At 72.2% G+C, this 25319-nt stretch carries 18 protein-coding genes, 2 tRNA genes and 1 pseudogene; 17 read left to right on the top strand and 4 right to left on the bottom strand.

Translation table 11 applies throughout. The features are described 5' to 3' along the window. Positions 1-88 precede the first annotated feature (88 nt). From KM933_RS05745 to KM933_RS05710, 8 genes are all read left to right on the top strand, one after another. Complete coding sequence (locus KM933_RS05745; protein WP_221348767.1) at positions 89-1252, top strand: acyl-CoA dehydrogenase family protein; 1164 nt, start codon at positions 89-91, stop codon at positions 1250-1252. 131 nt (positions 1253-1383) lie between these two features. Continuing rightward, the gene (locus KM933_RS05740) at positions 1384-2385 is read left to right on the top strand and encodes a bifunctional MaoC family dehydratase N-terminal/OB-fold nucleic acid binding domain-containing protein (protein WP_221348995.1); all 1002 of its coding nucleotides are present in this window, start codon (positions 1384-1386) and stop codon (positions 2383-2385) included. A gap of 1 nt (position 2386) precedes the next feature. After that, entirely contained in the window at positions 2387-3562 is a 1176-nt protein-coding gene (locus tag KM933_RS05735; protein WP_221348765.1) for an acyl-CoA dehydrogenase family protein, read from the top strand. Next, positions 3559-4083 (top strand): MaoC/PaaZ C-terminal domain-containing protein, encoded by a 525-nt coding sequence (locus KM933_RS05730; RefSeq protein WP_260333092.1) that lies wholly within the window; start codon positions 3559-3561, stop codon positions 4081-4083. The genes KM933_RS05735 and KM933_RS05730 overlap by 4 nt, the downstream gene beginning before the upstream one ends. After that, the gene (locus tag KM933_RS05725; RefSeq protein ID WP_221348763.1) at positions 4080-5252 is read left to right on the top strand and encodes a lipid-transfer protein; all 1173 of its coding nucleotides are present in this window, start codon (positions 4080-4082) and stop codon (positions 5250-5252) included. The genes KM933_RS05730 and KM933_RS05725 overlap by 4 nt, the downstream gene beginning before the upstream one ends. A gap of 115 nt (positions 5253-5367) precedes the next feature. Next, a complete protein-coding gene (locus KM933_RS05720) occupies positions 5368-6234 on the top strand; it encodes a glycoside hydrolase domain-containing protein (protein ID WP_221348761.1) in 867 nt (288 codons plus the stop codon). A 374-nt stretch (positions 6235-6608) separates the two neighbouring features. Then, positions 6609-7154, top strand: a complete 546-nt coding sequence (locus KM933_RS05715) for a SigE family RNA polymerase sigma factor (RefSeq protein ID WP_221348759.1) — start codon at positions 6609-6611, stop codon at positions 7152-7154. A gap of 151 nt (positions 7155-7305) precedes the next feature. Continuing rightward, a complete protein-coding gene (locus KM933_RS05710; RefSeq protein ID WP_221348757.1) occupies positions 7306-8985 on the top strand; it encodes a long-chain fatty acid--CoA ligase in 1680 nt (559 codons plus the stop codon). A gap of 259 nt (positions 8986-9244) precedes the next feature. Here KM933_RS05710 and KM933_RS05705 read toward each other — a convergent pair whose 3' ends face one another. Continuing rightward, complete coding sequence (locus KM933_RS05705) at positions 9245-13894, bottom strand: PAS domain-containing protein (protein ID WP_221348755.1); 4650 nt, start codon at positions 13892-13894, stop codon at positions 9245-9247. 270 nt (positions 13895-14164) lie between these two features. After that, complete coding sequence (locus KM933_RS05700) at positions 14165-14620, bottom strand: SSI family serine proteinase inhibitor (RefSeq protein WP_221348753.1); 456 nt, start codon at positions 14618-14620, stop codon at positions 14165-14167. A gap of 250 nt (positions 14621-14870) precedes the next feature. Here KM933_RS05700 and KM933_RS05695 point away from each other — a divergent pair. Together KM933_RS05695 and KM933_RS05690 are read left to right on the top strand one after the other, a co-directional pair. Next, a tRNA-Ser gene (locus KM933_RS05695) sits at positions 14871-14961 on the top strand. 229 nt (positions 14962-15190) lie between these two features. Beyond that, positions 15191-15263, top strand: a tRNA-Arg gene (locus KM933_RS05690). Positions 15264-15340: 77 nt separating this feature from the next. Here KM933_RS05690 and KM933_RS05685 read toward each other — a convergent pair. Continuing rightward, positions 15341-15904 (bottom strand): annotated as a pseudogene (locus KM933_RS05685) (tyrosine-type recombinase/integrase); the annotation flags it as partial. 322 nt (positions 15905-16226) lie between these two features. Between KM933_RS05685 and KM933_RS05680 the strand changes: the two are divergent. Then, on the top strand, positions 16227-16580 hold the full coding sequence (locus tag KM933_RS05680; RefSeq protein ID WP_221348751.1) for a hypothetical protein: 354 nt from the start codon (positions 16227-16229) through the stop codon (positions 16578-16580). A 98-nt stretch (positions 16581-16678) separates the two neighbouring features. On the opposite strand, the gene KM933_RS05675 is transcribed toward KM933_RS05680, so the two are convergent. Further along, positions 16679-17059 (bottom strand): hypothetical protein, encoded by a 381-nt coding sequence (locus KM933_RS05675; protein WP_308013270.1) that lies wholly within the window; start codon positions 17057-17059, stop codon positions 16679-16681. A gap of 240 nt (positions 17060-17299) precedes the next feature. On the opposite strand from KM933_RS05675, the gene KM933_RS05670 reads away from it, so the two are divergent. From KM933_RS05670 to KM933_RS05645, 6 genes are all read left to right on the top strand, one after another. Beyond that, the gene (locus tag KM933_RS05670; protein WP_221348749.1) at positions 17300-17857 is read left to right on the top strand and encodes a DinB family protein; all 558 of its coding nucleotides are present in this window, start codon (positions 17300-17302) and stop codon (positions 17855-17857) included. 67 nt (positions 17858-17924) lie between these two features. Next, positions 17925-18845: a DUF2797 domain-containing protein gene (locus tag KM933_RS05665; RefSeq protein WP_221348747.1), complete on the top strand. Its 921-nt coding sequence runs from the start codon at positions 17925-17927 to the stop codon at positions 18843-18845. A 269-nt stretch (positions 18846-19114) separates the two neighbouring features. Then, a complete protein-coding gene (locus tag KM933_RS05660; protein ID WP_221348745.1) occupies positions 19115-19855 on the top strand; it encodes a response regulator transcription factor in 741 nt (246 codons plus the stop codon). Beyond that, positions 19852-21540: a sensor histidine kinase gene (locus KM933_RS05655; protein ID WP_221348743.1), complete on the top strand. Its 1689-nt coding sequence runs from the start codon at positions 19852-19854 to the stop codon at positions 21538-21540. Before KM933_RS05660 ends, KM933_RS05655 begins: the two co-directional genes overlap by 4 nt. 14 nt (positions 21541-21554) lie before the next feature. After that, positions 21555-23060 carry a bifunctional glycosyltransferase family 2/GtrA family protein gene (locus KM933_RS05650; RefSeq protein WP_221348741.1) on the top strand — a complete coding sequence of 502 codons (1506 nt, stop codon included), beginning with the start codon at positions 21555-21557 and terminating at the stop codon, positions 23058-23060. Then, positions 23057-25288 (top strand): ArnT family glycosyltransferase, encoded by a 2232-nt coding sequence (locus tag KM933_RS05645; protein WP_221348739.1) that lies wholly within the window; start codon positions 23057-23059, stop codon positions 25286-25288. The genes KM933_RS05650 and KM933_RS05645 overlap by 4 nt, the downstream gene beginning before the upstream one ends. The last annotated feature ends 31 nt before the right edge of the window (positions 25289-25319 follow it).

The following is a 25319-nucleotide window of genomic DNA, read 5'->3' as shown; positions in this document are numbered from 1 at the left end:
CGTGCGCGGACCTTGACAGTCGGCGTGAGCTGACGGACAGTCAGAAACTCTTCAGCCCGTACGAGGCCAGTCCGGGAGGGCCGTCGTCGTGCATCTCGCCCCCACCGAGCGTCAGCGACGGCTGCGCGCCGAGCTCCGCTCGTACTTCCGGGATCTGCTGCCGGACGGACCGCCCCCCGCCGGGCACGGAGGACAGCGGGCACTGCTGCGGCGAATCGGCGCCGACGGGTGGCTGGGGCTCGGCTGGCCGCGGGCCTACGGCGGCCAGGGGCGGGGCGCCGACGAGCAGTTCGTGTTCTTCGACGAGGCGTGCCGGGCGGGCGCCCCGGTGTCCATGGTCACGTTGAACACGGTCGGGCCGACGCTCATGAAGCACGGGACCGAGGAGCAGAAGGACTTCTTCCTGCCGCGGATCCTGCGGGGCGAACTCGTGTTCGCGATCGGGTACAGCGAGCCGTCGGCGGGGACCGATCTGGCGGCGCTGCGGACGCGGGCCGTACCGGTCGACGGCGGTGCGTGGCGCGTCGACGGGCAGAAGGTGTTCACCTCCAACGCCCAGCACGCCGACTGGATCTGGCTCGCCTGCCGTACGGATCCCGGCGCGCCCAAGCACCGGGGCATCTCGATCCTGCTGGTCCCCACGGACGCTCCCGGGTTCTCGTGGACGCCCATCGAGACCGTGGGCGGCCTGACCACGACGGCCACCTACTACGACGGGATCAGGGTTCCGGCGTCCCGTCTCGTCGGCGAGGAGAACGGCGGCTGGAGGCTCATCACCGACCAGCTCAACCACGAGCGGGTCGCCCTCGCGGCCCTCGGCATGCAGGCCGAGGACTTCTACGCGGCCGCGCTGGCCGCCGCCCGCACGCCCGATCCGGTGACCGGGCGGCGCAGGGCCGACGAGCCGTGGGTGCGTTCGAGGCTGGCCGAGGCGCATGCCCGGCTGGCGGTGACGCGCCTGCTCAACTGGCGTCTGGTGGACGACGTGGGGGCCGGCCGGCTGGCGCCCGGAGACGCCAGCGGCGTGAAGGTGGCCGGTACCGAATCGACTGTCGCCGTGTACCGCCTGTGCCAGGAGGCCGTCGGACCGGACGCGCTGATCCGCTCAGGTTCGCCCGGCGCCTTCGAGGACGGCGGACTGGAGCGGATGAACAGGGCGGCGCAGATCAACACGTTCGGGGGCGGCGTGAGCGAGGTGCAGCGCGAGATCGTGGCGACGATGCGGCTCGGGATGACCAGGGGGCGGCGGTGAACTCACGACGTCCGGACGGCGGCTGTGACGGTAACGGCGGCAGCGGCAGCGGCAGCGGCAACGACAGCGGCAACGACAGCGGCAACGGTGGCGGTGATGCGGAGCGTCGGCGCGAGCGCGAGTACGAGGACGTGTACGCGCGGCTGAAGGCGTACGAGGGGCGGGCCGCCGCCGTCGCGGGTGTGGGGAAGGACCCGGTCAACGAGCCGATGATCCGGCACTGGTGCGAGGCGACGGGGGACACGAACCCGGCCTACGCGGGCCCGGACGCCGTCGCGCCGCCCACCATGCTGCAGGTCTGGACGATGGGGGGCCTGTCCGGGCACGGGGAGCGTTCGGGGGCGTACGACGAACTGCTCGGGCTGCTCGACGGCGCCGGGTACACCGCCGTGGTCGCCACCGACTGCGAGCAGGAGTATCTGCGGCCCCTGCGGCCCGGGGACCGGATCACCTTCGACGCGGTGATCGAGTCGGTCTCCGAGCGCAAGACGACCAGACTGGGCACGGGGTACTTCGTCACGACGCGGACGGAGGTACGGGCAGGGGGCCGGCTCGCGGGGACGCATCGGTTCCGGATCCTCAAGTACGTACCGGCGAAGCAGCGCCGGAAGGACGGCGAGAGGGAGGCCGGGAAAAGCCGCACGGGGCACACAAGTCACACAAGCCATGCAGGCCGCACGGACTGTACGGGCCGGGGAGCCGCCGGAAGCGGGGCGGCCACCCGGCCCGTAAGGCCCCGTCCCGTCGTCAACCGGGACAACGCCGGCTTCTGGGAAGGCGTGTCCCGCCACCGGCTGCTCATCCAGCGCTGCACGGAGTGCGGAACACCGCGTTTCCCCTGGCTGCCGGGGTGCAACTCCTGTGGATGCCCGGAGTGGGACACGGTCGAGACGGCGGGCGAGGGGACCGTCTACTCGTACGTGGTCATGCACCACCCGCCCTTCCCGGCGTTCGACCCCCCGTACGCCGTCGGGCTGGTCGAGCTCGCGGAGGGCGTCCGGATCATCAGCAACGTGGTGGGGGTGCCGCACGACCGCGTACGGATCGGGATGCCCGTGCGGCTGGAGTTCGAGCGGGTGGACGAGGAGCTGGAGCTGCCGGTCTTCCGCCCCGTCGGGGCAGACGGGAGCTGACATGGACTTCGCGCCGACGGAGGAGCAGGCGGCGGCCCGCGATCTGGCCGCGCGGATCTTCGGCGACCTGTCCACGCACGAGCGGCTGACCGCCGCCGGGACGGGCAGCGACGGCGAGCTGTGGAAGGCCCTGTGCGAGGCGGGGCTGCCGGCCTCCGTCGAGGAGACGGGGCTCCTCGGTCTCGTGCTCCTCCTGGAGGAGCAGGGGCGGACGACCGCCCAGGTACCGTTCGCCGCGAGCTGTGTCTACGGGCTGCTGGCGGTGTCCGCGCACGGCTCTGTACGGCAGCGGGAACGGCTGCTGCCCGGGATCGCGGACGGAACGGTCGTCGTGGCCGGGGCCCTGCCCGCGGCCGCCGTGCGGGCAGGCCCGCCCGGGAAGCTGAGCGGAGTCGTCTCCGTGGTGCCGTGGCTGCGCGACGCCACGCACGTGCTGGTCGCCGACGGCGAGCACCGGCTGTGGCTCGTACGGACCGCCGACGCGGGGTGCGAACCCGTCGAGTCGACGGCGCCCTGGTCGGCCGGACGGCTGACCCTGACCGCAACGCCGGCCGAACCGCTCGGCACCCCCGCGGAGGAAACGGAGGGGGAAGGAAACAGCGGAAACAGCAGAAACAGCAGAAACGGGATAAATGGGAGAAACAGGAGAGGAATCGAGGCGTACGGCGACGTGCTCGCCACCGCGCGGATCGCCTTCGCGGGGTTGCAGGCCGGGGTGTGCGCGGGCTCGGTGGCCAGGGCGGTGGCGTACACCAACGCCCGCGAGCAGTTCGGGCGCCCCCTCGCGGCCAAGCAGGGGGTCCGGCTCCGCGCGGCCGACGCCCACATGGACACCGAGGCGATACGGGTCGCGGCGTACGAGGCGGCGTGGCGGAGGGACGAGGGGCTGGACCACGCCGTGCACGCCCTCACCGCCGCCTGGTGGGCGTCGGAGGCGGGGCACCGCGTCGTCCACGCCGGACAGCATCTGCACGGGGGCATCGGCGCCGACCTGGCCCATCCCGTGCACCGGTACTTTCTGTGGGGGCGCCAGCTGGACGCGTACCTGGGTTGCGGGAGCGAGCTGCTGCAGGAACTCGGCGAACTGATCGCGGGCGAGCCGGGCGAGCCGGGCGAGCCGGGCGAGCCGGGCGAGCAGGGTGGGGCGGACGAGGTGGACGAGGAGAGGGACGCATGACGATCAGGGACGGGACCGGGGGCGGGGCCGTGCGGGTCGGTGACGTGCTGCCGTCGCTGGAGATCTCGATCACCCGCACGCTCGTCGTCGCAGGGGCGATCGCGTCGCGCGACTACCAGGACGTGCACCACGACGCGGAGGCGGCACGGCGGAAGGGTTCGCCGGACATCTTCATGAACATCCTGACGACCAACGGGCTGGTCGGACGCTACGTCACGGACCACTTCGGATCCGGAGCCGTACTGCGAGGGGTGGCGATCAGGCTGGGCGCGCCCAACCACCCGGGCGACACGATGGTGCTGACCGGCGTGGTGGAGGACGTCCGGGACGACACGGTGACGGTACGGGTCGTCGGCGCCAACGGCCTCGGCAGACACGTCACGGGAACGGTGACGGTGACGGTGACAGCGCCGGTACCGGTACCGGTACCGGTACCGGCGCCGGAGGCGGGAGCGGTGCCGGGGGCGGGAGCGGGAGCGGGCGGCGCCGCGGTCCGGAGCGCGGAGGAGGCCCCGTCGTGAGCGTACGGGCGAGGGACAGCCTCGGCGGCCGCGCGGCCGTCGTCGGGATCGGCGCCACCGAGTTCTCCAAGGACTCGGGGCGCAGTGAGCTGCGGCTCGCGGTGGAGGCCGTGCGGGCCGCGCTGGACGACGCGGGACTCACACCGGGCGACGTGGACGGCATGGTGACGTTCACGATGGACACGAGCCCCGAGATCACCGTCGCGCAGGCGGCCGGCATGGGCGAGCTGTCCTTCTTCTCCCGGATCCACTACGGCGGCGGGGCGGCCTGTGCGACCGTCCAGCAGGCCGCGCTCGCGGTGGCCGCCGGGGTGGCCGACGTGGTGGTCTGCTACCGGGCGTTCAACGAGCGGTCGGGGCGGCGGTTCGGCTCCGGGGTGCAGCGCCGGGAACCGTCGGCCGAGGGCGCCGCGCTCGGCTGGGCACTGCCCTTCGGACTGCTCACGCCCGCGTCCTGGGTGGCGATGGCGGCCCGACGCTATCTGCACGCGTACGGGCTGACGACGGAGGCGTTCGGGCGGGTCGCGGTGGTCGACCGGAAGTACGCGGCGGCCAATCCGGCGGCGTACTTCCACGGCCGGCCGATCACGCTCGCGGATCACGCCGCCTCGCGCTGGATCGTCGAGCCGCTGCGGCTGCTCGACTGCTGCCAGGAGACCGACGGCGGCCAGGCCCTGGTCGTCACCTCGGTGGAGCGGGCCCGCGACCTGCCGCACCCGCCGGCCGTGGTCGTCGCGGCCGCCCAGGGCGCGGGGCGGGCGCAGGAGCAGATGACGAGTTTCTACCGGGAGGATCTGACGGGGCTGCCGGAGGCGGGTGTGGTGGCACGGCAGCTGTGGCGTACCTCGGGGCTGACGCCCGCCGGGATCGACGTCGGGATCCTGTACGACCACTTCACGCCGTTCGTGCTCATGCAGCTGGAGGAGTTCGGGTTCTGCGGGCCGGGTGAGGCCGCCGACTTCGTGGCCGAGGAGCGGCTGCCGCTGAACACCCACGGGGGACAGCTCGGGGAGGCGTACCTGCACGGGATGAACGGGGTCGCGGAAGGGGTACGGCAACTGCGCGGCACGTCCGTGAACCAGGTGCCCGGAGCCCGCCGGGTGCTGGTGACCTCGGGGACGGGCGTTCCGACGTCGGGACTGGTCCTGGGCACGGACGACCAGGGTTGATCGGCTGGATCGCGGGGCGGGTGTCCAGGGCTGATCGGCTGGATCGCGGGGGCGGACGGATGAACGCGGCGCGTGTCCGGGCCGCACGGCGCGGACGGGGCCGTTGACTCGGCCCATGTGCTGGCTGCGATGTCACAAGACGATCGTCGGACTCGGATTCGTCCTGCTTCTGCTGGGCCTCACCGCGGCCCCACCGGCGGGAGCCGACGTGAGAGCGAGGGCGTCGGGCCCTGTCGCCGCTCCGGAGTCCCGTGCGTGGGCCGCGGCACGTACGTTCAAGGGCCGGGCCTTCGACACCTGCCGGGCGCCGTCCGCGGACACCATGCGCCGGTGGCGGGCGTCCCCGTACCGGGCGGTGGGCGTCTACTTCGGCGGCCGCGGACGGGCCTGCCGGTCGCAGCCGCATCTGAGCAGCCGCTGGATGCGGACGGTGGAGGGCCAGGGCTGGCGGGTGCTGCCCCTGTACGTGGGCTCGCAGGCGACCTGCGTGTTCGCGAAGAACAAGAAGAACGTACGGATCGGGCGGCACCCCTGGAAGCAGGGGACGGCGGAGGGCCGCGACGCGGTGAAGAGGGCGGCGGCACTCGGCATCCGGCCGGGCAGTCCGCTCTTCCTGGACATGGAGGCTTATGCGCACGGGAAGAAGCAGTGTGCCCGCACCACGCTCCTGTTCGTGCGCGGATGGGACCGGGAGGTGGCGCGCCGGGGGTACCTGGCGGGCTTCTACAGCAGCGCCGAGTCGGGCATCCGCCACATGGAGCGCTCGCGGCGGGCCGGTGTACGGGACCTGCCGTCGGTGGTGTGGTTCGCGCGGTGGGGCGCACGGAGCGGGCTGTACAGCGAGCCCGTGCTGCGGAAGACCGCGTGGATGCCGGCCCGGCGCATCCACCAGTACGCAGGGAACGTACGGGAACGGCACGGCGGCCGTACGCTGCTGATCGACCGCAACCAGATGCACGCGCCGGTCGCACGCATCGGCTGAACCGCCGGCGTACACGCCGGTCGTGCAGCAGTCGGACCAGCGGAGCACGCGCCGGTCGTGCAGCCGTTGAACCGCCGGGGCACGCACCGGTCGTACATCAGCTGAACCACCGAGGCATGCGTCGGTCGCGCATCGGTTGAACCGCCGAGGGCTGCCGGAGCGCACGGTCTGCTCCTCCCGCACCACGTCCGGGCACGGGCTACTGCGGGAGGAGTGCGGCGGGAGCCGTCTCCCAGGGGTGAACCCCCAGGGGTCGGAAGCCTCGTGTCCACCTTCAGGAGGTGGGGCCCGCCCCCCTCCTACAACCTGAGGCGGACACGGCTTCGGGACCTGCGGCCGATCCGCCGGAGCGGGGGCGATCCTAGCGTGGAGCCATGACCACACCCGTCTGCACCAGCGCTTCGAACGCGGCGACGCGGACCCATGCGTACCCGTCGTTCTCCTCGTATGTCAGGGCCCGCCAACCCGTGTTGCTGCGTACCGCGCGCTCGCTGACCGCGAACCCGTGCGACGCGGAGGACCTGCTGCAGACCGCGCTCACCAAGACGTACGTCGCCTGGGAGCGGATCGAGGACCACCGGGCGCTCGACGGCTATGTGCGGCGCGCGCTGCTGAACACGCGGACGTCGCAGTGGCGCAAGCGGAAGGTCGACGAGTTCGCGTGCGACGACCTGCCGGAGCCGCAGGCCCCGCCGGCCGGGGACCCCGCCGAGCAGCAGGCACTGCACGACGCGATGTGGCGCGCGATCACGAAACTGCCGGCGCGGCAGCGGGCCATGGTGGTGCTGCGCTACTACGAGGACCTGAGCGAGGCGCAGACGGCGGAGGTGCTGGGCGTGTCGATCGGCACGGTCAAGTCGGCCGTGTCACGCGCGCTGGGCAAGCTCCGCGAGGACCCCGAGCTGGGCCCGGTGCGCTGACCGGGTCGGGTACCGAGGGCGTGGCCAGGTCAACACAGGGCGTGTGAGGGGGCGGGCAATCCCCGCCGTGACGTGATCGATCGCCCCGGAGTAGTGACATACCGCGCGGTATGTGAGCAGAATCAGCCCAACCTTTACTACCGCGTAGGCAATGCCGCCCCGGGAGGACGCCGTGCTGAGCACGATGCAGGACGTACCGCTGCTGATCTCAAGGATCCTGACCCACGGGTCGGCAATCCACGGTTCGTCACAGGTGACCACCTGGACCGGTGAGGGCGAACCGCAGCGACGCTCGTTCGCCGAGATCGGAGCACGGGCGGCCCGGCTGGCGCACGCGCTGCGCGACGACCTCGGAGTCCGGGACGACGACCGGGTCGCGACCCTGATGTGGAACAACGCCGAGCACGTCGAGGCGTACTACGCCATCCCCGCCATGGGCGCGATCCTCCACACGCTCAACCTCCGGCTCCCTCCCGAGCAGCTCGTCTGGATCGTCAACCACGCGGCCGACCGCGTGGTCGTGGCCAACGGTTCGCTCCTCCCGCTCCTCGCGCCGCTGCTCCCGCACCTCAAGACGGTCGAGCACGTGGTCGTCTCCGGCCCCGGGGACCGCTCGCTGCTCGACGGGGCGACCGTCCGGGTGCACGAGTACGAAGACCTGATCGCGGACAAGCCGGACAGCTACGAGTGGCCCGCGCTGGACGAACGCCAGGCCGCCGCCATGTGCTACACCTCCGGCACGACCGGCGACCCCAAGGGCGTCATCTACTCGCACCGCTCCATCTACCTGCACTCGATGCAGGTCAACATGGCGCAGTCCATGGGCCTCACCGACGGGGACACGTCCCTCGTCGTGGTTCCGCAGTTCCATGTCAACGCCTGGGGCCTGCCGCACGCGATGTTCATGACCGGCGTGAACGTGCTGATGCCGGACCGCTTCCTGCAGCCCGCGCCGCTGGCCGAGATGATCGAGAAGGAGCGTCCCACGCACGCGGCCGCCGTCCCCACCATCTGGCAGGGTCTGCTGGCGGAACTGGGCGCCAAGCCGCGCGACGTGAGTTCACTGACCCAGGTCACCATCGGCGGCTCCGCCTGTCCGCCGGCCCTCATGAAGGCGTTCGACGAGTTGGGCATGCGCGTGTGCCACGCATGGGGCATGACGGAGACCTCGCCGCTCGGCACGATCGCGCGGCCGCCGGCCCATGTGGAGGTGGGTTCGGAGGACGAGTTCGCGTACCGGCTCACCCAGGGCCGTTTCCCGGCCGGTGTCGAGGCACGGCTGACCGGTCCGGGCGGCGAGCGGCTGCCCTGGGACGGCGAGTCCGCGGGCGAGCTGGAAGTGCGGGGCCCCTGGGTCGCGGGCGCGTACTACGGCGGCCAGGGCGCCGAGTTCCTGCGTCCCGACGACAAGTTCAGCGAGGACGGCTGGCTCAAGACCGGTGACGTCGGCACGATCAGCGCCGACGGCTTCCTGACCCTCACCGACCGCGCCAAGGACGTCATCAAGTCCGGCGGCGAGTGGATCTCCTCGGTCGACCTGGAGAACGCCCTCATGGCCCACCCCGATGTCACCGAGGCAGCGGTCGTCGCCGTCCCGGACGACAAGTGGGGCGAGCGCCCGCTCGCCACGGTGGTGCTGAAGGAAGGCTCGGACGCGGACTTCGGCTCCCTGCGGTCCTTCCTCGCCGACGTGGGCAAGATCGCCAAGTGGCAACTGCCCGAGCGCTGGACGATCATCCCGGCGGTGCCGAAGACGAGCGTCGGCAAGTTCGACAAGAAGGTGCTGCGCAGGCAGTACGCGGCGGGTGAGCTGGACGTCACGCAACTCTGAGACGGTTCTCCTGCTTCCAGGGGATCGTGCTGCGTGCCGCGTACGTGGGTGGGGCGCTGTTTCACGTGAAACAGCGCCCCACCCACCTGTATGTGCACCGGTGCAGGAGCGACCATGGCCAGGCAGCCAGGCAGCCAGGCAGCCAGGCAGCCAGGCAGCCAGGCAGCCAGGCGGTCAGGCGGCCAGACGATCGGACGTCAGGCGGCCGGGTGCAGGGCGGCCGACTGGTCAGGCGGCCAGTCGGTCAGGCAGTCGGCTTTCAATTCGTGCCGATCCGTGCGAGCAGGTCCACGATCCGGTCCTGCACCTCGGTGCTCGTCGAACGCTCGGCCAGGAACAGCACCGTCTCCCCCGCGGCAAGGCGCGGCAGTTCGGTCTGGTCGACGGCCGCGGTGTAGACGACGAGTGGAGTGCGGTTGAGCTGACCGTTCGCGCGCAGCCAGTCGACGATTCCGGCGCGTCGGCGGCGTACCTGCAACAGGTCCATCACCACCAGGTTCGGCCGCATCTGCCCGGCCAGCATGACCGCGTCCTCGTCGGACGAGGCCCGCGCGACCTGCATCCCGCGCCGTTCCAGTGTCGAGGTCAGCGCGAGCGCGATCTCGGCGTGCTCCTCGATGAGGAGGACACGCGGCGGGTGCTGTTCACTGTCGCGCGGTGCCAGCGCCTTGAGGAGTACGGCGGGATCGGCCCCGTACGCCGCCTCGCGTGTCGCCTGGCCCAGGCCCGCCGTCACCAGGACCGGCACCTCGGCCGCGACGGCGGCCTGCCGCAGTGACTGCAGGGCCGTGCGGGTGATGGGACCGGTGAGCGGGTCGACGAACAGCGCGGCCGGGAAGGCGGCGATCTGCGCGTCGACCTCCTCGCGGGAGTGCACGATGACGGGCCGGTAGCCGCGGTCGCTCAGCGCCTGCTGCGTGGTGATGTCCGGCGCGGGCCAGACCAGCAGCCGGCGCGGATTGTCCAAGGGCTCCGGGGGCAGCTCGTCGTCCATCGGCTGCGGCTGGGGCTGGTTCGCGACCTCCACCGCACCACCGGGGCCGTCGAGCGGCTCGGGGCCCTCGTCCGCGTTCTCGTCGGGTGCCCCTATGGCGTACGACCGGCCGGCGCCCTCGGTGCCGGGGGCGAGCCGGGACTGCTGCCCCCCAGTCCCCGGATGCGGGCGCGCCGTGGTGTCCGCCTGCTCGGCGACGGGCTCGGGACGGGTGCCGAGCTTACGGCGCCGCCCGGAACCGTTGGTCGAGTGCGGGGGAGGCGTGGGCGCCTGGGGCTGCGGCACGGCCCCCGGCCGGGGCACGGCTCCCGTCTGCGTGGAGGGCTGCGCCGGGGTTTGCGCCTGCGGCTGCGGCTGTCCTTGGGGCGCGGGCGTGGGAGCCGCTGCCCGGCCGGGCCCGGACTGCTGGGCGTCGACCATGCGGCGGCCGAACGGAACGCCCTGTCCGAGCGTACGCACGCTGATCGCCCGGCCCTGGGTCGAGTCGGGGTCGATGGGCGGATCCGCGGCCTCGGCGGGGAGGGGCTGGGCGACGCGCGGTTGCTCGGCGGCGGCGGCCGACGCCGTCTCCGCGACAGCCGGTGTGCCGACCGCGCCCGGCCATGCCTGAGAGCCCGCGGACGGGTCCGCGACCGGTGCTTCCGCCGCAGGCATCTGGGGCTGGGGCTGCGGCTGGGACTGCGGCTGCGATGAGGGTTGCGGCTGAGGCTGCGGTGAGGCGAGCCCCGCGGCCGCGGGGATGCCCTGGGCAGGTGTGGCGGGACCCGCGACCCCGGCCTGGCTCACAGGACCCCGCCCCTCGGGGTCCTGTTCCTCGGCGTACTGATCGACCTGCGGAGGGAGAGGCCCGCCCGGGGCGGGTGGGGCATGCGGCGGGAGAGCCTGACCGGAGGCTCCTGGCCGGGGAGTGCCCTGCGGGGGTACGCCCTGCACGGGTGCGGGCTGAGCGGGTGTGCCCTGCGCGGGGACGGGCTGTGCAGGGACGGATTGTGCGGGGACGGGCTGTGCGGGGGGCAGGTGGCCCGGCAAGGGTTGCTGCCCCGGAGCCCTCTGAGCTCCCGGCGTCCCCGGGACGTTCTGCACGGGACTCGGCTGTCCGGTCCCGCCCTGTCCGGGGACCGGCAGACCCGGGGCCTGGGCGGGAAGTGCTTGTGCCGGGAGCTCCTGTGCCGGGAGCGCCTGCGCCGGAAGGCCCTGACCCGGCACTCCTTGCCCGGGGAGCCTCGGCGTGGACTGCTCCTGCCCGGCGGCGGCCACGGCCGGCCCGACCGCACCGGGCGCGGCCGGAACAGACTGCCCAGGAATCCCCGGTGCTCCATCGGGCGCCGCAGCACCGGCACCGGCACCGGTACCTGCACCCGCGCCGACTGCCTCCCCCGCGCCCTGCCGGGCCCGTCGGCGCCCACTGGGCGCCTGCACCGGGTGCGGCTGGGGCGGGGTGTGATCGTCGGCAGGATCGTGCAACGCCATGCCATGGAGTCCGTCGGCGGCCTCGGGGGAGCGGTCCGCCTCGGCGGGCGGCAGTGCGAACACCGCGCGCGGCCCCGACTCCTGGGCCGCCGCACGCTCCGCCGCGGCGGCCAGGGCCCGCCGACGCCGTCCGGTCGGCTGGGCTCCGCCGCCCTCGGCGTTCCCGGCCGCGCCCGTGTCCGGAGCGGGGGACGGGGAGGGAGCCGCGGGCAGCGCGGCGGGCAGGGCCTGACGGCCGCCGTCCTGGCGTGCCCGCCGTCCGCCCGCGGGAACGGGCACACCCTGTGGAGGTACGGTCTGCCCGAGTCCCGTGGCCGCGGTACCGGCCGCGTGCTCGGCGGCGGTCACGACCGCGCCCTCGGAGACCTCGCCGCTTCCGGGGACTCCGCCGTCCTCGACGGGACTGGGCCTGCCCCGGCGTCGCCCGGTCCCGCCGTCGCCGCCCTCGGCACCGCCCTCGGCACCGCTCTCGTCCGCGGGAACCTGCGCCGCCGGCAGTTCCGGCTGTCCGCCGTCCCCCGCGGCGCGCCTGCGCCGTCCGGTGGGCACGGCCGCCTCGGTCGAGGGCCCGACCCCGCTCTCCAGGAAGGCGTCGACGGAAGCGCGCCGTGCCCGTCGCCGCCCGCTCTGCTGGGAGGCATGCTCGGGCAGCGCGAGCGCGGAACCGGCCTCGCCGGAACCCGCATCCGGCCCCGAACCGGTGTCGAAACGCCCACTCGCGTCCGCAGCCACAGCTGTGTCCATGGTCGCGGCCACACCCGCAACGACGGCCGGGACCGACCCGGCCCCGCCCCCGATGGGCACTTCGAGGACGAACGCGCTGCCGCTCATCCCGGGGACCTCGTGCGTCTGCAGCACCCCGCCGTGCGCGCGCACGATCCCGCGCACGATGGGCTCGTGCACCGGGTCCCCCCCGGTGTACGGCCCCCGCACCTCGATCCGTACGCCCTCACCGCGCTGCGCGGCCGCCACCACGACCGTGTTGTCCATGTAGCCGCCGGCCGAGACCGGCGAGTTGCCCGTGGAGTCGACACCGGCGACGTCCGCGATGAGGTGCGCCAGCGCGGTCGCGAGCCGCCGCGGGTCGACCTCGGCCTCGATGGGCGGCGCGTGCACGGCGAACTGCACCCGCCCGGGACCGATCAGCTCGACCGCCCCGTCGACACCGGCGGCGACGACCGCGTCCAGCATCACCTTCGTACGGGTGACGCCCTCGGCGCCGGAATCGAGGCGCTGGTACGCGAGCACGTTGTCGACGAGTGTGGTGATGCGCGAGTAGCCGGCCGACAGGTGGTGCAGCACCTGGTTGGCCTCGGGCCACAACTGCCCGGCGTCGTCCGCGGCGAGGGTCGCGAGTTCGCCGCGCAACTCGTCGAGCGGTCCGCGCAGGGAGCGCCCCAGGACGGCCAGGAGCTGCTCGTGCCGCGCGGACAGAGCCTCGTAACGGTCCTTCTCGCGCTCGGCGAGGGCCGCGTACCGGTCGTCTCCGGCGGCCAGGTCCTCCTCGTGCTGCTCGCGCAGCCCGGCGAGCGCCCTGGCGTGCTCCTCGCGGAGTGCGGCCAGTTCCCCGGCATGTGCCTCGGAGGCCCGCGCGAGTTCCTGCCGGTGCCGCTCGGCCTCGGCGTCCCTCTCCTCGGCGAGCGCGTCGTACGGCCGGCGGTCGGTGAAGGTCATCACGGCGCCGACGAGCTGGTCACCGTCCCGCACCGGGGCGGTGGTCAGGTCGACCGGCACCTTGTCGCCGCTCTTGGACCACAGCACCTGTCCGCGTACCCGGTGCTTGCGTCCGGAGCGGAGGGTGTCGGCGAGCGGGGACTCCTCGTACGGGAAGGGCGAGCCGTCCGCACGCGAGTGCAGCATCAGCGGGTGCAGTTCCTGCCCGCCGAGGTCGCTGGCCCGGAAACCGAGGATCTGGGCGGCGGCGGGATTGACGAGAACGACCCGTCCCTCCGTGTCCGTGCCCACCACCCCCTCGGCGGCGGCCCGCAGGATCATCTCCGTCTGCCGCTGGGAACGCGCGAGCTCCGCCTCCGTGTCGACGGTGCCGGAGAGATCGCGCACGACGAGCATCAGCAGCTCGTCGCCGGTGTACCCGTAACCGTCGTACGCCTGCTGGGCGTTCTCCAGGTTCGCGCTCGTCACCTCGACGGGGAACTCGCTGCCGTCGGTGCGGCGGGCGACCATCCGGGTCGGCCGGGTGCGGCCGCTCTCGTCGACGGTCTCGGGCCGCCGCATGGTGCCGGGGATGAGCCGGGAGTCGAACTGCGGCAGCAGGTCGAGCAGCCCGCGCCCCACGAGGGCGGTGCCCGGGGCCTCGAAGGCCTCCAGGGCGATGGTGTTGGCGTTGACGACCGTTCCGTTGGCGTTGACCAGCACCAACGCATCGGGAAGCGCGTCGAGTATGGCTGCGAGGCGAGCAGCGCCTCGGGATGGCCTGCTGCTCACGAGACGCTTCCTCCCTGTTACCGCACCTTGCCGACCGCGGTAGCCATCTTGCCAACGGGTCCGCGACGTGTCACGCGAGGGAGTCTACGGGCACTGGTTGCGCTCGCGACGCCGGATGAGAGGGAGGTCGCACGGAGAGGGGACACGGAGGCCACGGAGAACGTATGACCGTGTGATGTGCGACCTCGATCGACCGTGTGACGCGCAGCTCCTGTCGATCGTGTGACACGAGGTCCCGGCCCACCGCGGCGGGCCTGTCCGCGTACGTGGCTACGCGCTGAGATCCGGGAGGACGGGCACGAGGGTGTCCCAGCGGGCGATCTCGCAGCCGTCACCGCGCCGGTACGTCGCGTCGACGGGGCGGCCGGCCCAGGTGCCCGTGATGTGCGCGGTGGCCGGACCGCCGTACTGCATCGTGCACATCCCGCCCTCCCGCGCCGGCGCGAACGGCCCCGTGCCCCACGAGGTCTTCCGGTCCAGCTGCTCGCAGGCGGCCAGGGCGTCGGGGTGGTTGCCGCCGGCCGGGTGGCAGTCGAGCTCGAACGTGCCGTCCCGTCCTTCGCCCGCCTCCCTCACCGTCACGGTGAGGTGGTCGTCGCCCGTACCGCTCACGGGTGGCGGCATGAAGGGGGACGAATCGGCGTACGCGACCGGCGGCGCGGCGGACAGGGCGGCGAAGGACGCGGCGGCGGAGGTGGCGACGGCGAGGACGATGCGACGCAGCATGGAGGGCTCCACGGAGTGCGGGCGGATTCGAGCGGAGTCGGGGCGTGTGCCTGCCGGGCGTGTGCCTGCCGGGCGTGTGCCGGAGCACGTGCCCCACCGCTCTAACGCCGCCCGCCCCGGGACGTTGCGCCGCGGACGGGCTTTGCCGTCGGGCCTCGCCGCCTAGTACCGTAGGAACCGATTGGTGGCAGCACGCTCGTCTGTGTCATCATCTGCACGCACCGTTCGCGCTCGCGCGGGTGGTTGTGCTGGAGGCGTCGCCTAGTCCGGTCTATGGCGCCGCACTGCTAATGCGGTTTGGGACGCAAATCCCATCGAGGGTTCAAATCCCTCCGCCTCCGCAGAAGATCACGAAGCCCCGGTCCTCACGGCCGGGGCTTCGTCCGTTCCATGATCGTCCCCGCCGCTCCACGACCCTGTGCACAGGGCTGCCGGAAGGCTGTTTTCGCAGGTCAGGGCAGGTCTACCAAACGGATTTCGCGTCCCGCCGCCATTCATGTAATGTTGTTCCCGCAACGCCGACCAGGCAGAAAAGCCCGGAAGGAAGAGCGAACACAACAGAACACACAAGCACTCGTAGCTTAACGGATAGAGCATCTGACTACGGATCAGAAGGTTGCAGGTTCGAATCCTGCCGAGTGCACACAGGTCAAAGGCCCCGGATCACTCCGGGGCCTTTGACGTTTCAGGGGCGTACAGCAGCGAAGTACAGCAACCGCGTCAACCGGTACCGCCCACCGCGTCCGACAGCTCGCCGATCGCGGCCTGTACCGCTTCCTCGCTCGCCTCGGCGTAGACCTCCGTCCTCATGGCGATCTGCGAGTGCCGCAGGATGCGCTGAGCCACCTTCGGGTGCACCTTCAGTGCCACCAGGAGCGAGCTGCACGTGTGCCGGGTGTTCCGGAGCGGGATCACCCGGAGACCGGCGCGACGGGGCCGCAGGGCGAACATGCGGGTCAGGTTGCCCGGCTCGATCGGCGTGCCGTACTTCGTGGTGAAGACCAGATCGTGACTGTTCTGCCAGAGCTCCCCGGCAGCCTTCCGGTCCCCGGCCTGCTGGGCACGGCGCATCCGCAGGGCCTTCAGGCAGGGTGCCGGCAGCGGGAGGAAGTCGTCCGAGCCCTCGGTCCCGGTCTCCCGGTGCAGGATCTGCCGCCCGGCACGCTGGATCTGGTGGTCCACGTACAGTTCACCGGTCTCGAAGTCGATGGACTGCTGCGCGTCCTCGCCTCGCAGGCAGGTGCCGAGGTGCACGGGCCAGAACAACGGATCGTCAAGGTAGGCACCGCCCTCGACCAGAGGGCCGCCTTCATATCCGGGGATCTTCAGCACGCGAGGATGATGGCACGAGGGACCGGCACCGCCGGGGCGTGCGGGTCGGCCCGCTCCGTCTCGGTTCCCGTCTCATTCAGTGCCGTTCGCGGCCGTTCACGGCCGTTCGGACGAGACCCAGAGCCCTCCCCGCCCCGATGGCCGGCCGCCCATGAACGCAGGTGAACGTCCGAGGCCGACGCCCACCACCGACCAAACACGGTCGGAAAGCGTATTGGCCCTCATGGCAGCGCCGACCCACGACACCGCCAGTCCCGGCAGCTAGGTTGAGGGCGTGAACGAGGAAGCGATCACCATCAAGCTCACGCGCGATCAAGCGTTCGTACTGTCGGACTGGCTCTACCAAGTCGTGTTCCAGTCCGACGACCTTGAGGGGATCATGCACGACCGAGCTGTCTGGTCACCGATCTACGCGATCTCCGGAACGCTGGACAAGACGCTGGGCGAGATCTTCATGCCCGACTACGGCCCACGCCTTGAAGCGGCCAAGGAGCGCCTCCGCGCCGATCTGTACGGGGGAGCAGACGAGCCGGCGACGTCGGGCCAGGACACGATCGACGCACCACAAGCGCACCGGATCGAGCGGGGAACAGCGGGGAACCACGGTGAGAGCGACCAAGGGCGATGAGACCCGGTGCCAGGTGGAAGCCCAGTTCAGCAGCCCTACCAGCCGCACATGCCCGCAGCTTCCCAAGCTCATGGTGTGGTGCCCATGCCGGAAGGACCTCAGTAGAGGACGGCCCTCCAACGCTCGACCCACAACAGTCGCCCACTGTTCGTGTCGAGCACCTGGACCCGGTCGTCCTCCACCTGCCGGACCGTGCCGTAGAGCGTTCTTTCCGGAAGGTCCGCTCTGACGATGTCGTACACGTCCAGGTCGTCCTCGATCGGACGGGACCACGAATGTCTGCATCGCCCGCAGGTGTAGCCGACCGCATCGCGCTCCGCGGCCGGCACAAGGCTGCCTGTGCGGATCTCCTCGACCAGGCACCGGGGGCACGGGTCGGCGGTGTGCGCGCCTGCTGAGCGGGACATCGGCCGATCCTGCATGACAGCAACGAAGTACGGCAACCCCAGCAACCGGCAGCGCCCGACGCCGACGCTCACAGCCCTCACCTCAGCCTGTATGACCTCCAATGACCGATCTCTGTAGAGCCACGGATCAGAAGGTTGCGGGTTCGAATCCTGCCGAGGCACAACCGGCCAGGGGCCCTGTGGAGTGATCCGCAGGGTCCCCTCCCTGGCTGTTTCTCTTGGTGGTGGGGTTCGATGGAGGACGGGATCTGGCCTACAGCGTCTTTAGCGTGCCCCTGGCGGACGGAACAGGACCACCGAGAGGCGGAGACCATGATCGACAGTGAGCCGACCACCCGCGACCGGAGCGAGCGCCCGGCCGTCACCGGCGAGCGTGCCCACTGGCTGGAGTCGCTGGCCAAGCAGCGGCACTTCCTGCGCTTCACGACCCGTGACCTCACCGATGAGCAGGCCCGTCTGCGGACCACCGCCAGCGAGTTGTGCCTGGGCGGTCTGGTCAAGCACGTCACGGAGGTGGAACGGGCCTGGGGGGACTTCATCCTGAACGGCCCGTCGGCCATGCCGGACTTCACGGCGATGACCGACGCCGACTGGGCGCAGCGGGCGGACGGGTTCCGGTTGCTGCCCGGGGAGACGCTGGCCGGTGTGCTGGCCGACCACGTGAAAGTGGCCGACCGGACCGACGAACTGGTGGTCACTCTGCCCGACCTGGACGCCACGTGGCCGCTGCCGAAAGCCCCGTGGACCGAGCCCGGGGCGCAGTGGTCGGTCCGTCAGGTGCTGATGCACATCGTTGCGGAGACCGCGCAGCACGCCGGCCACGCCGACATCATCCGCGAGTCCCTGGACGGGGCCAAGAGCATGGGGTAGGCCCCGTCGGGCCGTCGGGCACCGGCCGGGGTCCCGTTGTCAGTGGTGCCCCCTACGCTCGTGAGCAATGGCACAGATGTGGAGATGCACGGGGCTCCGGTGGGTCGGGGGTGAGCCCGTGCTGACGTGGGACGGGGGGCGTCGCAGTGCGTTGTCATGGGGGAAGCGGGTCGCGTTCGCAGTCGTGGACGGGAGCGTGCGGCGGTGTGTGGGGGCGCGGGGGAACAGTTGCCCCCTGGGGGTCGCGGTGTCCGGGCGGAGCGTCGGGGCCCGGTGCGAGGAGTGTGCCCGGCTGGACAGGGCTCATTCCGTCGCCGCGGACACCCTCGCCGACGATCCCCGGCCCTACTCCGTCTACCTGGCGTGGTTCGGACCCGGGATGGTCAAGGTCGGCATCACCGCGGTCGAGCGCGGGCCGGTGCGGCTGCTGGAGCAGGGGGCCGTCGTCTTCACCTGGTTGGGGCGGGGGCCGTTGATGTCCGCCCGGCGCAGTGAGGAACTGCTGCGTACGGCACTGGGGGTGCCGGACCGGATCGCGTACGACGCCAAGAGGGCCGTACGGAGTGCGCTGCCGGAGTCCGCGGCCCGGGAGGCCGAGGTCGGGGAGCTGCATGCGCGGGCCGTGGGACTGGACCGGTGGCCGGAAGCCCTGGAGCGGATGCCGTTCGAGCCCGTCGACCACGCGGGGGTGTTCGGGCTCGACGGGCTCGACCCGGCCGTGGCCGTCGTCGGCGAGCTGGTGCCCGGCGGGGTCGTGCGGGGCGAGCTGGTCGCTGCCGCCGGGCCCGATCTGCATCTTCGGACGGGGAGAGGGGTCGTCGTGCTCGATACGCGGCTCATGACCGGATGGGATCTGACCGGGGCGCCCGGACCGGATGGTCCAGGAGGTCCGGATGTTCCGGGAGGTCCGGGAGGGGAGGGGGGCGGCCGTGGTGAAGTCAGCGTGCCGGTGCGGGAGTTCGGCGGCGTTCAGGACGGGCTCTTTTGAGACGGGTGGCCGGAGGGGGTGGGGCCGAGGGCGTACGGCGCTTCTGGAAGGCAACAGATGCACCGGATGCGTCAGGTGCGTCGGATGTCTCTGATTGCATCAGAGACATCCGAGAGGCCCTTGTGCCGCCCGGATATGTGGCAGGGGCGGGCGGGGAGGGGAAGCGGGTGCGGGCGTGTTCCTGTTCCTGAGAGGTGTCTGTGGGTTTCTCAGAGAATTCACAGGCGGGGGAAAGCGTGCTCTCAGAGCGGCCCAGCACTGTGTGAACCATGACCACGACCTCGCCCCAGGGGCGCACCGAACTGCTGAGGCCGGACGGGAGCCCCGTCCGCGTGCTCGTGGTGGACGACGAGCTGTCGATCACCGAGCTGCTGTCCATGGCCCTGCGCTACGAGGGCTGGCAGATCCGCAGCGCGGCCGACGGGACCGGTGCGGTGCAGACCGCGCGGGAGTTCCGGCCCGACGCCGTCGTCCTCGACATGATGCTGCCGGACATGGACGGCCTCGCCGTCCTCGGACGGCTGCGCCGGGAACTGCCCGACGTGCCCGTTCTCTTCCTGACCGCGAAGGACGCGGTCGAGGACCGGATCGCGGGTCTGACGGCCGGCGGCGACGACTACGTCACCAAGCCCTTCAGCCTGGAGGAGGTCGTGGCCCGGCTGCGCGGCCTCATCCGTCGCTCCGGTGCCGCCGACCGCCGCTCCGACTCGGTGCTCGTCGTCGGCGACCTCACCCTGGACGAGGACTCCCACGAGGTGTCGCGTGCCGGTGACGGCATCCACCTCACCGCGACCGAGTTCGAGCTGCTGCGGTTCCTGATGCGCAATCCGCGCCGGGTGCTCAGCAAGGCGCAGATACTCGACCGCGTGTGGTCGTACGACTTCGGCGGGCAGGCCAACGTCGTCGAGCTGTACATCTCCTACCTGCGCCGCAAGATCGACGCCGGTCGTGAGCCGATGATCCACACGCGGCGCGGCGCCGGGTACCTGATCAAGCCAGCGGTGTCGTGAGCGGTCGGCGCCGGCCGCGGACGCGACGGCAGGGGCTGCCCCGGCCCCTGCCGACGCGACGGCGCCGGCAGCCCCGGTCCCTGCGGACGCGGCTCGTCGTCTCGGCGGTCGCGCTCATCGCGGTGGTGTGCACGGTGATCGGCACGGTGACGACGATCGCGCTCCGCTCCCACCTGTACGAACAGCTCGACGGCACGCTGGCCGACGCCGCCATGCGGGCGACGGGCCCCCTGGATCCCGGTGGCGTCCAGCCCGGCCCCGACGGCAGGGAGAAACCGGAAAAGTGGAACAGGCCGCTGTCGGAGTTCGTCAGCCAGGGCCTGCAGCCCAGTGGCACGGTGGCCGCGGAGACCACGGACGGCAGCATCACCGAGGCATGGGTCGGCAAGAAGACCAAGAGCGACGAGGGGGTGCCGGACGTCGACCCCCAGCCGCTCACCGCGGCGCAGCAGGCCGTGCTGACGGACGTACCGCGGGACGGCGAGCCGCACACGGTGACCCTGCCGGGCCTCGGCGAGTACCACGTCCGGTACCAGCGGGGCGAGAACGGCTCGTTCTACGTGGGCATGCCCACCGAGGACGTCACCACCACGCTGAACACCCTCGTCCTCGTCGAGGTCAGCGTCACGCTCGCCGGTCTCATCGCCGCCTCGTTCGCCGGGGCCACCATCGTGAACGTCGCCCTGCGCCCCCTGCGCAAGGTCGCCTCCACCGCCACCCGCGTCTCCGAACTGCCCCTCCACACCGGCGAGGTGACGCTCGACGAGCGCGTCGCCGAGTCCGAGACCGACCCGCACACCGAGGTCGGGCAGGTCGGGGCCGCGCTCAACCGCATGCTCGACCACGTCCACGGTGCCCTGCACGCACGACAGGAGAGCGAGACACGCGTACGGCAGTTCGTGGCGGACGCCAGCCATGAGCTGCGTACGCCGCTCGCGTCCATCCGCGGTTACGCCGAGCTGACCAGACGGGGGCGCGAGGAGACCGGGCCCGACACCCGGCACGCGCTGGCCCGGATCGAGTCGGAGGCCGGGCGGATGACCGGCCTGGTCGAGGACCTGCTGCTGCTCGCGCGCCTCGACGCGGGCCGGCCGCTGAGCTACCAGCACGCGGACCTCTCCCCGCTGGTCGTGGACGCCGTGAGCGACGCCCGCGCGGCCGGCCGTGAGCACAACTGGCGCCTGGAACTGCCCGACGAGCCCGCGGTGGTGTCGGCGGACGTCGCGCGCCTGCAGCAGGTCATGGTGAACCTGTTCGCGAACGCGCGCACGCACACCCCGCCGGGCACGACGGTGACCGCGCGCGTGCGCCGTCAGGGGTCCTGGGTGTGCGTGGACGTCCAGGACGACGGCCAGGGCATCCCGCCGGACCTGCTGCCGCACGTCTTCGAGCGGTTCGCGCGGGGTGATTCCTCGCGTTCGCGGGTCTCCGGGTCCACCGGACTGGGGCTCGCCATCGTGCAGGCCGTGGTCACCGCGCACGGCGGCGCGGTGACCGTCGACAGCGTGCCCGGCCGCACCGTCTTCACCGTGCACCTGCCCGCGCCGGAGCCCCGGGCGCCCCGTTCTCACGGGGCGTTCATCTCCGCGTCCGGCCCGTCGCCGCACTCCCCGGCACCGCACTCTCCGGCACCGCACTCACAGGCACAGCACAGCACGACCACATGGGTGCGACAGGACGCTTGACGACAGTCGTCGTCATGCAAACCGAACCTTCCCCCGGCACCCTGCCGGCGCGGGAGCACCTCCCGGCCGGACATGCCGGTACGCCTGTCCTGGACGTAGTGATCCCCGTCTACAACGAGGAGAAGGACCTCCAGCCGTGCGTGCTCAGACTGCACGAGCACCTCTCCCGTACCTTCCCGTACGCCTTCCGCATCACGGTCGCGGACAACGCGTCCACCGACGCCACCCCCGTGGTGGCGGCGCGGCTGGCAGAACGGCTGCCCGGGGTCAGGTCGTACCGGCTGGAGCAGAAGGGCCGCGGCCGGGCGCTGCGCGCCGTCTGGTCCGCCTCGGACGCCCCGGTCCTCGCCTACATGGACGTCGACCTCTCCACCGACCTCAACGCGCTGCTCCCGCTGGTCGCCCCGCTGATCTCCGGCCACTCGGACCTGGCGATCGGCTCGCGCCTGGCACGCAGCTCGCGGGTGGTGCGGGGCGCCAAGCGGGAGTTCATCTCCCGTACGTACAACCTGATCCTGCGCGGTTCGCTGCAGGCCCGGTTCTCCGACGCGCAGTGCGGCTTCAAGGCGATCCGGCGCGATGTCGCGCAGGCGCTGCTGCCGCTCGTCGAGGACACCGGCTGGTTCTTCGACACCGAGCTGCTGGTCCTCGCCGAGCGGGCGGGACTGCGTATCCACGAGGTGCCGGTCGACTGGGTCGACGACCCGGACTCGACGGTGCACATCGTGCGGACCGCGACCGACGACCTCAAGGGCGTGTGGCGCGTGGGGCGCGCCCTCGCCACCGGCTCGCTGGCGCTCGGCCGGCTCACCCGGCCGTTCGGCGACGATCCGCGCGACCGTGAGATCAGCGGTGTGCCGAAGGGGCTCGCCCGCCAGCTCATCGGGTTCGGGGTCGTGGGTGTCCTGTCCACGCTGTTCTACCTGGTGCTCTACAGCGGCTTCCGTACGTTCTCGGGGTCGCAGGCCGCCAACGCGCTCGCCCTGCTCGTCTCGGCGGTCGCCAACACCGCGGCCAACCGGCGCCTGACCTTCGGCGTACGCGGCCGGGGCGGCGCGGTGCGGCACCAGGCGCAGGGCCTGGTTGTCTTCGGCATCGGGCTCGCCCTCACCAGCGGCTCGCTCGCCGCCCTGAACGCGGCGACGGACGCACCCGCGCACTCCACCGAGCTGGCCGTCCTGATCGTCGCCAACCTCGCGGCGACCGTGCTGCGGTTCCTGCTCTTCCGGGCCTGGGTGTTCCCGGACCGGCACGGCGAGTCGCCGTCGACCGCCGCCGCTCCGCACGCCTCCGTCACCCCGCAGGCTGGCCCGGCTGGGTCGACCGGGTCGACCGTGGCGCCCGCCTACGCGACGGCGCCGCGGTTTCCGTATGGCACGTACGGCACCGCCGACACGTACGGCACCGCCGACACGTACGACACGGCCGGCTCCTCGTACGACCACCAGACCTGGGGAGACGCGACCGTGCGGATGCAGCCGGTGCGCCCCACCGACCACGATCCGAGGGACGCACGATGACGACGACGCAGCACAACCGTGCGGCTGCCGCGGCTGCCGGGGCTGCCGGGGCTGCCGGGATTTCCGGAGCTGCCGGGGCTGCCCGTCCCGGCCTGCGGTCGCCCGCCCCGGCAACCGCACGGGAACCGGCGGTTCCGGGAGAGCCCGCCGCCGGTCCGGGGGACGGCGGTCCCGAGCAGCCCTTCGCGCGGCGCCTCTGGCGCGGGCGGCCCGAGGACGGCCGCTGGGTGCGCCCCGCCCTCCTCGGCGCGTTGCTGCTGATCGGCGCGCTCTACACCTGGAACCTCACGGCCTCCGGGTACGCCAACTCCTTCTACTCCGCGGCCGCCCAGGCCGGCAGCCGGTCCTGGAAGGCATTCTTCTTCGGCTCGCTCGACTCGGCCAACGCCATCACCGTCGACAAGCCCCCGGCCTCCCTGTGGCCGATGGCCCTGTCGGTGCGGCTGTTCGGCCTGAACTCCTTCGCGATCCTGTTCCCGCAGGTGCTCATGGCCGTCGCCACGGCCGCGGTGCTGTACGGGGCCGTGCGCCGCCGGTTCCGTGCCGCGGCCGGCCTCCTCACCGTGGCGGTCCTCGCGCTCACGCCCGTCGCCGCGCTGATGTTCCGCTTCAACAACCCGGACGCGGCCCTCGCCCTCCTGATGGCCGTCACCGTTCACTGCGTGCTGCGCGCCATGGAGAAGGCCGAGACGAAGTGGCTGGTCCGGGCCGGCGCCGCCGTCGGTCTCGCCTTCCTGGTCAAGACCCTCCAGGCATTCCTGATCCTGCCGCCCCTCGCGCTGATCTACCTGGTCCTCGCCCCGGCGACCCTGCGCAGGCGCGTCGGGCAGGTGCTCCTGTCCGGTCTGTCGATGATCGTCGCGGGCGGCTGGTGGGTGGCGCTGGTCGAGCTGTGGCCCGTGTCCTCCCGCCCGTACATCGGCGGCTCGCAGAACAACTCCTTCCTGGAGCTGACCTTCGGCTACAACGGGCTCGGCCGGATCAACGGCGAGGAGACCGGCAGCGTCGGAGGGGGCGGCGGGGGCGGCGGCTGGGGCGAGACCGGCTGGGACCGGATGTTCGGCTCCTCCATCGGCGGCCAGATCTCCTGGCTGATCCCGGCCGCGCTGGTCCTGCTCGCCGCGGGCCTCGTCCTGACCCGGAAGGCCGGGCGGACCGACACGGCCCGTGCCGCGTTCCTCGCCTGGGGCGGTTCGCTGCTGATCACCATGGTGGTCTTCAGCTTCATGCAGGGCATCTTCCACGAGTACTACACCGTGGCCCTCGCCCCGTACGTCGCCGCCGTGATCGGCATGGGCGCGAGCGTGCTGTGGGAGGAGCGCGGCCGGATGCCGATCGCGCTCACCATGGCGGCCGGCGCGACGGCCACCGCGGTCTGGGGGTACGTCCTGCTGAACCGTTCCTCCGACTACCTGCCCTGGCTGAAGTGGCTGGTCCTGGTGGGCGGTCTGGTCGCCGCGCTCGGCCTGGTCTTCGTCGCGCGGCTCGGGCGCCGGCTCACGCTCGGGGTGGTCGGGCTCGCCCTCGTCGCGGCGCTGGCGGGTCCGGCGGCGTACACGCTCACCACGCTGAACGAGGGCCACAGCGGCTCCATCGTCACGGCGGGCCCGTCGGTCCCGGGCGGTCGCGGCGGTCCGGGCGGCGGTGGCGGCATGGGCGGTGGCCCCGGTGGCGGCGGCATACCGGGCCGGAACCAGCAGGGCGGCGGCCCGGGGCAGCCCCCGACGGGCGGCCTTCCCGGCGGCGGCCAGGGCCAGGGCCAACCGGGTGGCGGCACCGGTACCGGCGACGGCGGAGGCATGGGCGGTCCGGGCGGTGGCGGTATGGGCGGTCTGCTCAACGGCGCGACCGTCGGCTCCGAGGCCAAGGCCCTCCTGGAGAAGGACTCCGGTGACTACACCTGGGCCGCGGCGGCCGTCGGCGCGCAGAACGCGGCGAGCTACCAGCTCGCCACGGGCGACCCGGTGATGGCGATCGGCGGCTTCAACGGCAGCGACCCGTCGCCGACCCTGGCCCAGTTCAAGGAGTACGTGGAGGACGGGAGGATCCACTACTTCATCTCCTCCGGCTCCATGGGTGGCGGTGGCGGTGGTGGCGGTGGTGGTGGTGGCAGCGGCGGCGACTCCGGCACCGCGTCGGCGATCAGCGCATGGGTACAGGACAACTTCAAGGAGGTGACGGCGGGTTCGTCCACCTTCTACGACCTGACACAGTCCACGAACGGCTGACGGCTTTGCCCCGAAGGGGGTGGGAGTGGGG

Source organism: Streptomyces beigongshangae, assembly GCF_019710745.1.
GTDB classification, from domain to species: Bacteria; Actinomycetota; Actinomycetes; order Streptomycetales; family Streptomycetaceae; genus Streptomyces; species Streptomyces beigongshangae.
This window is presented reverse-complemented; position numbering and strand designations above follow the sequence as displayed.

Excerpts from the sequence above, each read along its gene's own strand:
- KM933_RS05735 (WP_221348765.1), top strand. The coding sequence starts at position 2,387 with ATGGACTTCGCGCCGACGGAGGAGCAGGCGGCGGCCCGCGATCTGGCC.
- KM933_RS05730 (WP_260333092.1), top strand. The coding sequence starts at position 3,559 with ATGACGATCAGGGACGGGACCGGGGGCGGGGCCGTGCGGGTCGGTGAC.
- KM933_RS05720 (WP_221348761.1), top strand. The coding sequence starts at position 5,368 with ATGTGCTGGCTGCGATGTCACAAGACGATCGTCGGACTCGGATTCGTC.
- KM933_RS05715 (WP_221348759.1), top strand. The coding sequence starts at position 6,609 with ATGACCACACCCGTCTGCACCAGCGCTTCGAACGCGGCGACGCGGACC.
- KM933_RS05710 (WP_221348757.1), top strand. The coding sequence starts at position 7,306 with ATGCCGCCCCGGGAGGACGCCGTGCTGAGCACGATGCAGGACGTACCG.
- KM933_RS05700 (WP_221348753.1), bottom strand. The coding sequence starts at position 14,620 with ATGCTGCGTCGCATCGTCCTCGCCGTCGCCACCTCCGCCGCCGCGTCC.
- KM933_RS05670 (WP_221348749.1), top strand. The coding sequence starts at position 17,300 with ATGATCGACAGTGAGCCGACCACCCGCGACCGGAGCGAGCGCCCGGCC.
- KM933_RS05665 (WP_221348747.1), top strand. The coding sequence starts at position 17,925 with ATGGCACAGATGTGGAGATGCACGGGGCTCCGGTGGGTCGGGGGTGAG.
- KM933_RS05660 (WP_221348745.1), top strand. The coding sequence starts at position 19,115 with ATGACCACGACCTCGCCCCAGGGGCGCACCGAACTGCTGAGGCCGGAC.
- KM933_RS05650 (WP_221348741.1), top strand. The coding sequence starts at position 21,555 with ATGCAAACCGAACCTTCCCCCGGCACCCTGCCGGCGCGGGAGCACCTC.
- KM933_RS05645 (WP_221348739.1), top strand. The coding sequence starts at position 23,057 with ATGACGACGACGCAGCACAACCGTGCGGCTGCCGCGGCTGCCGGGGCT.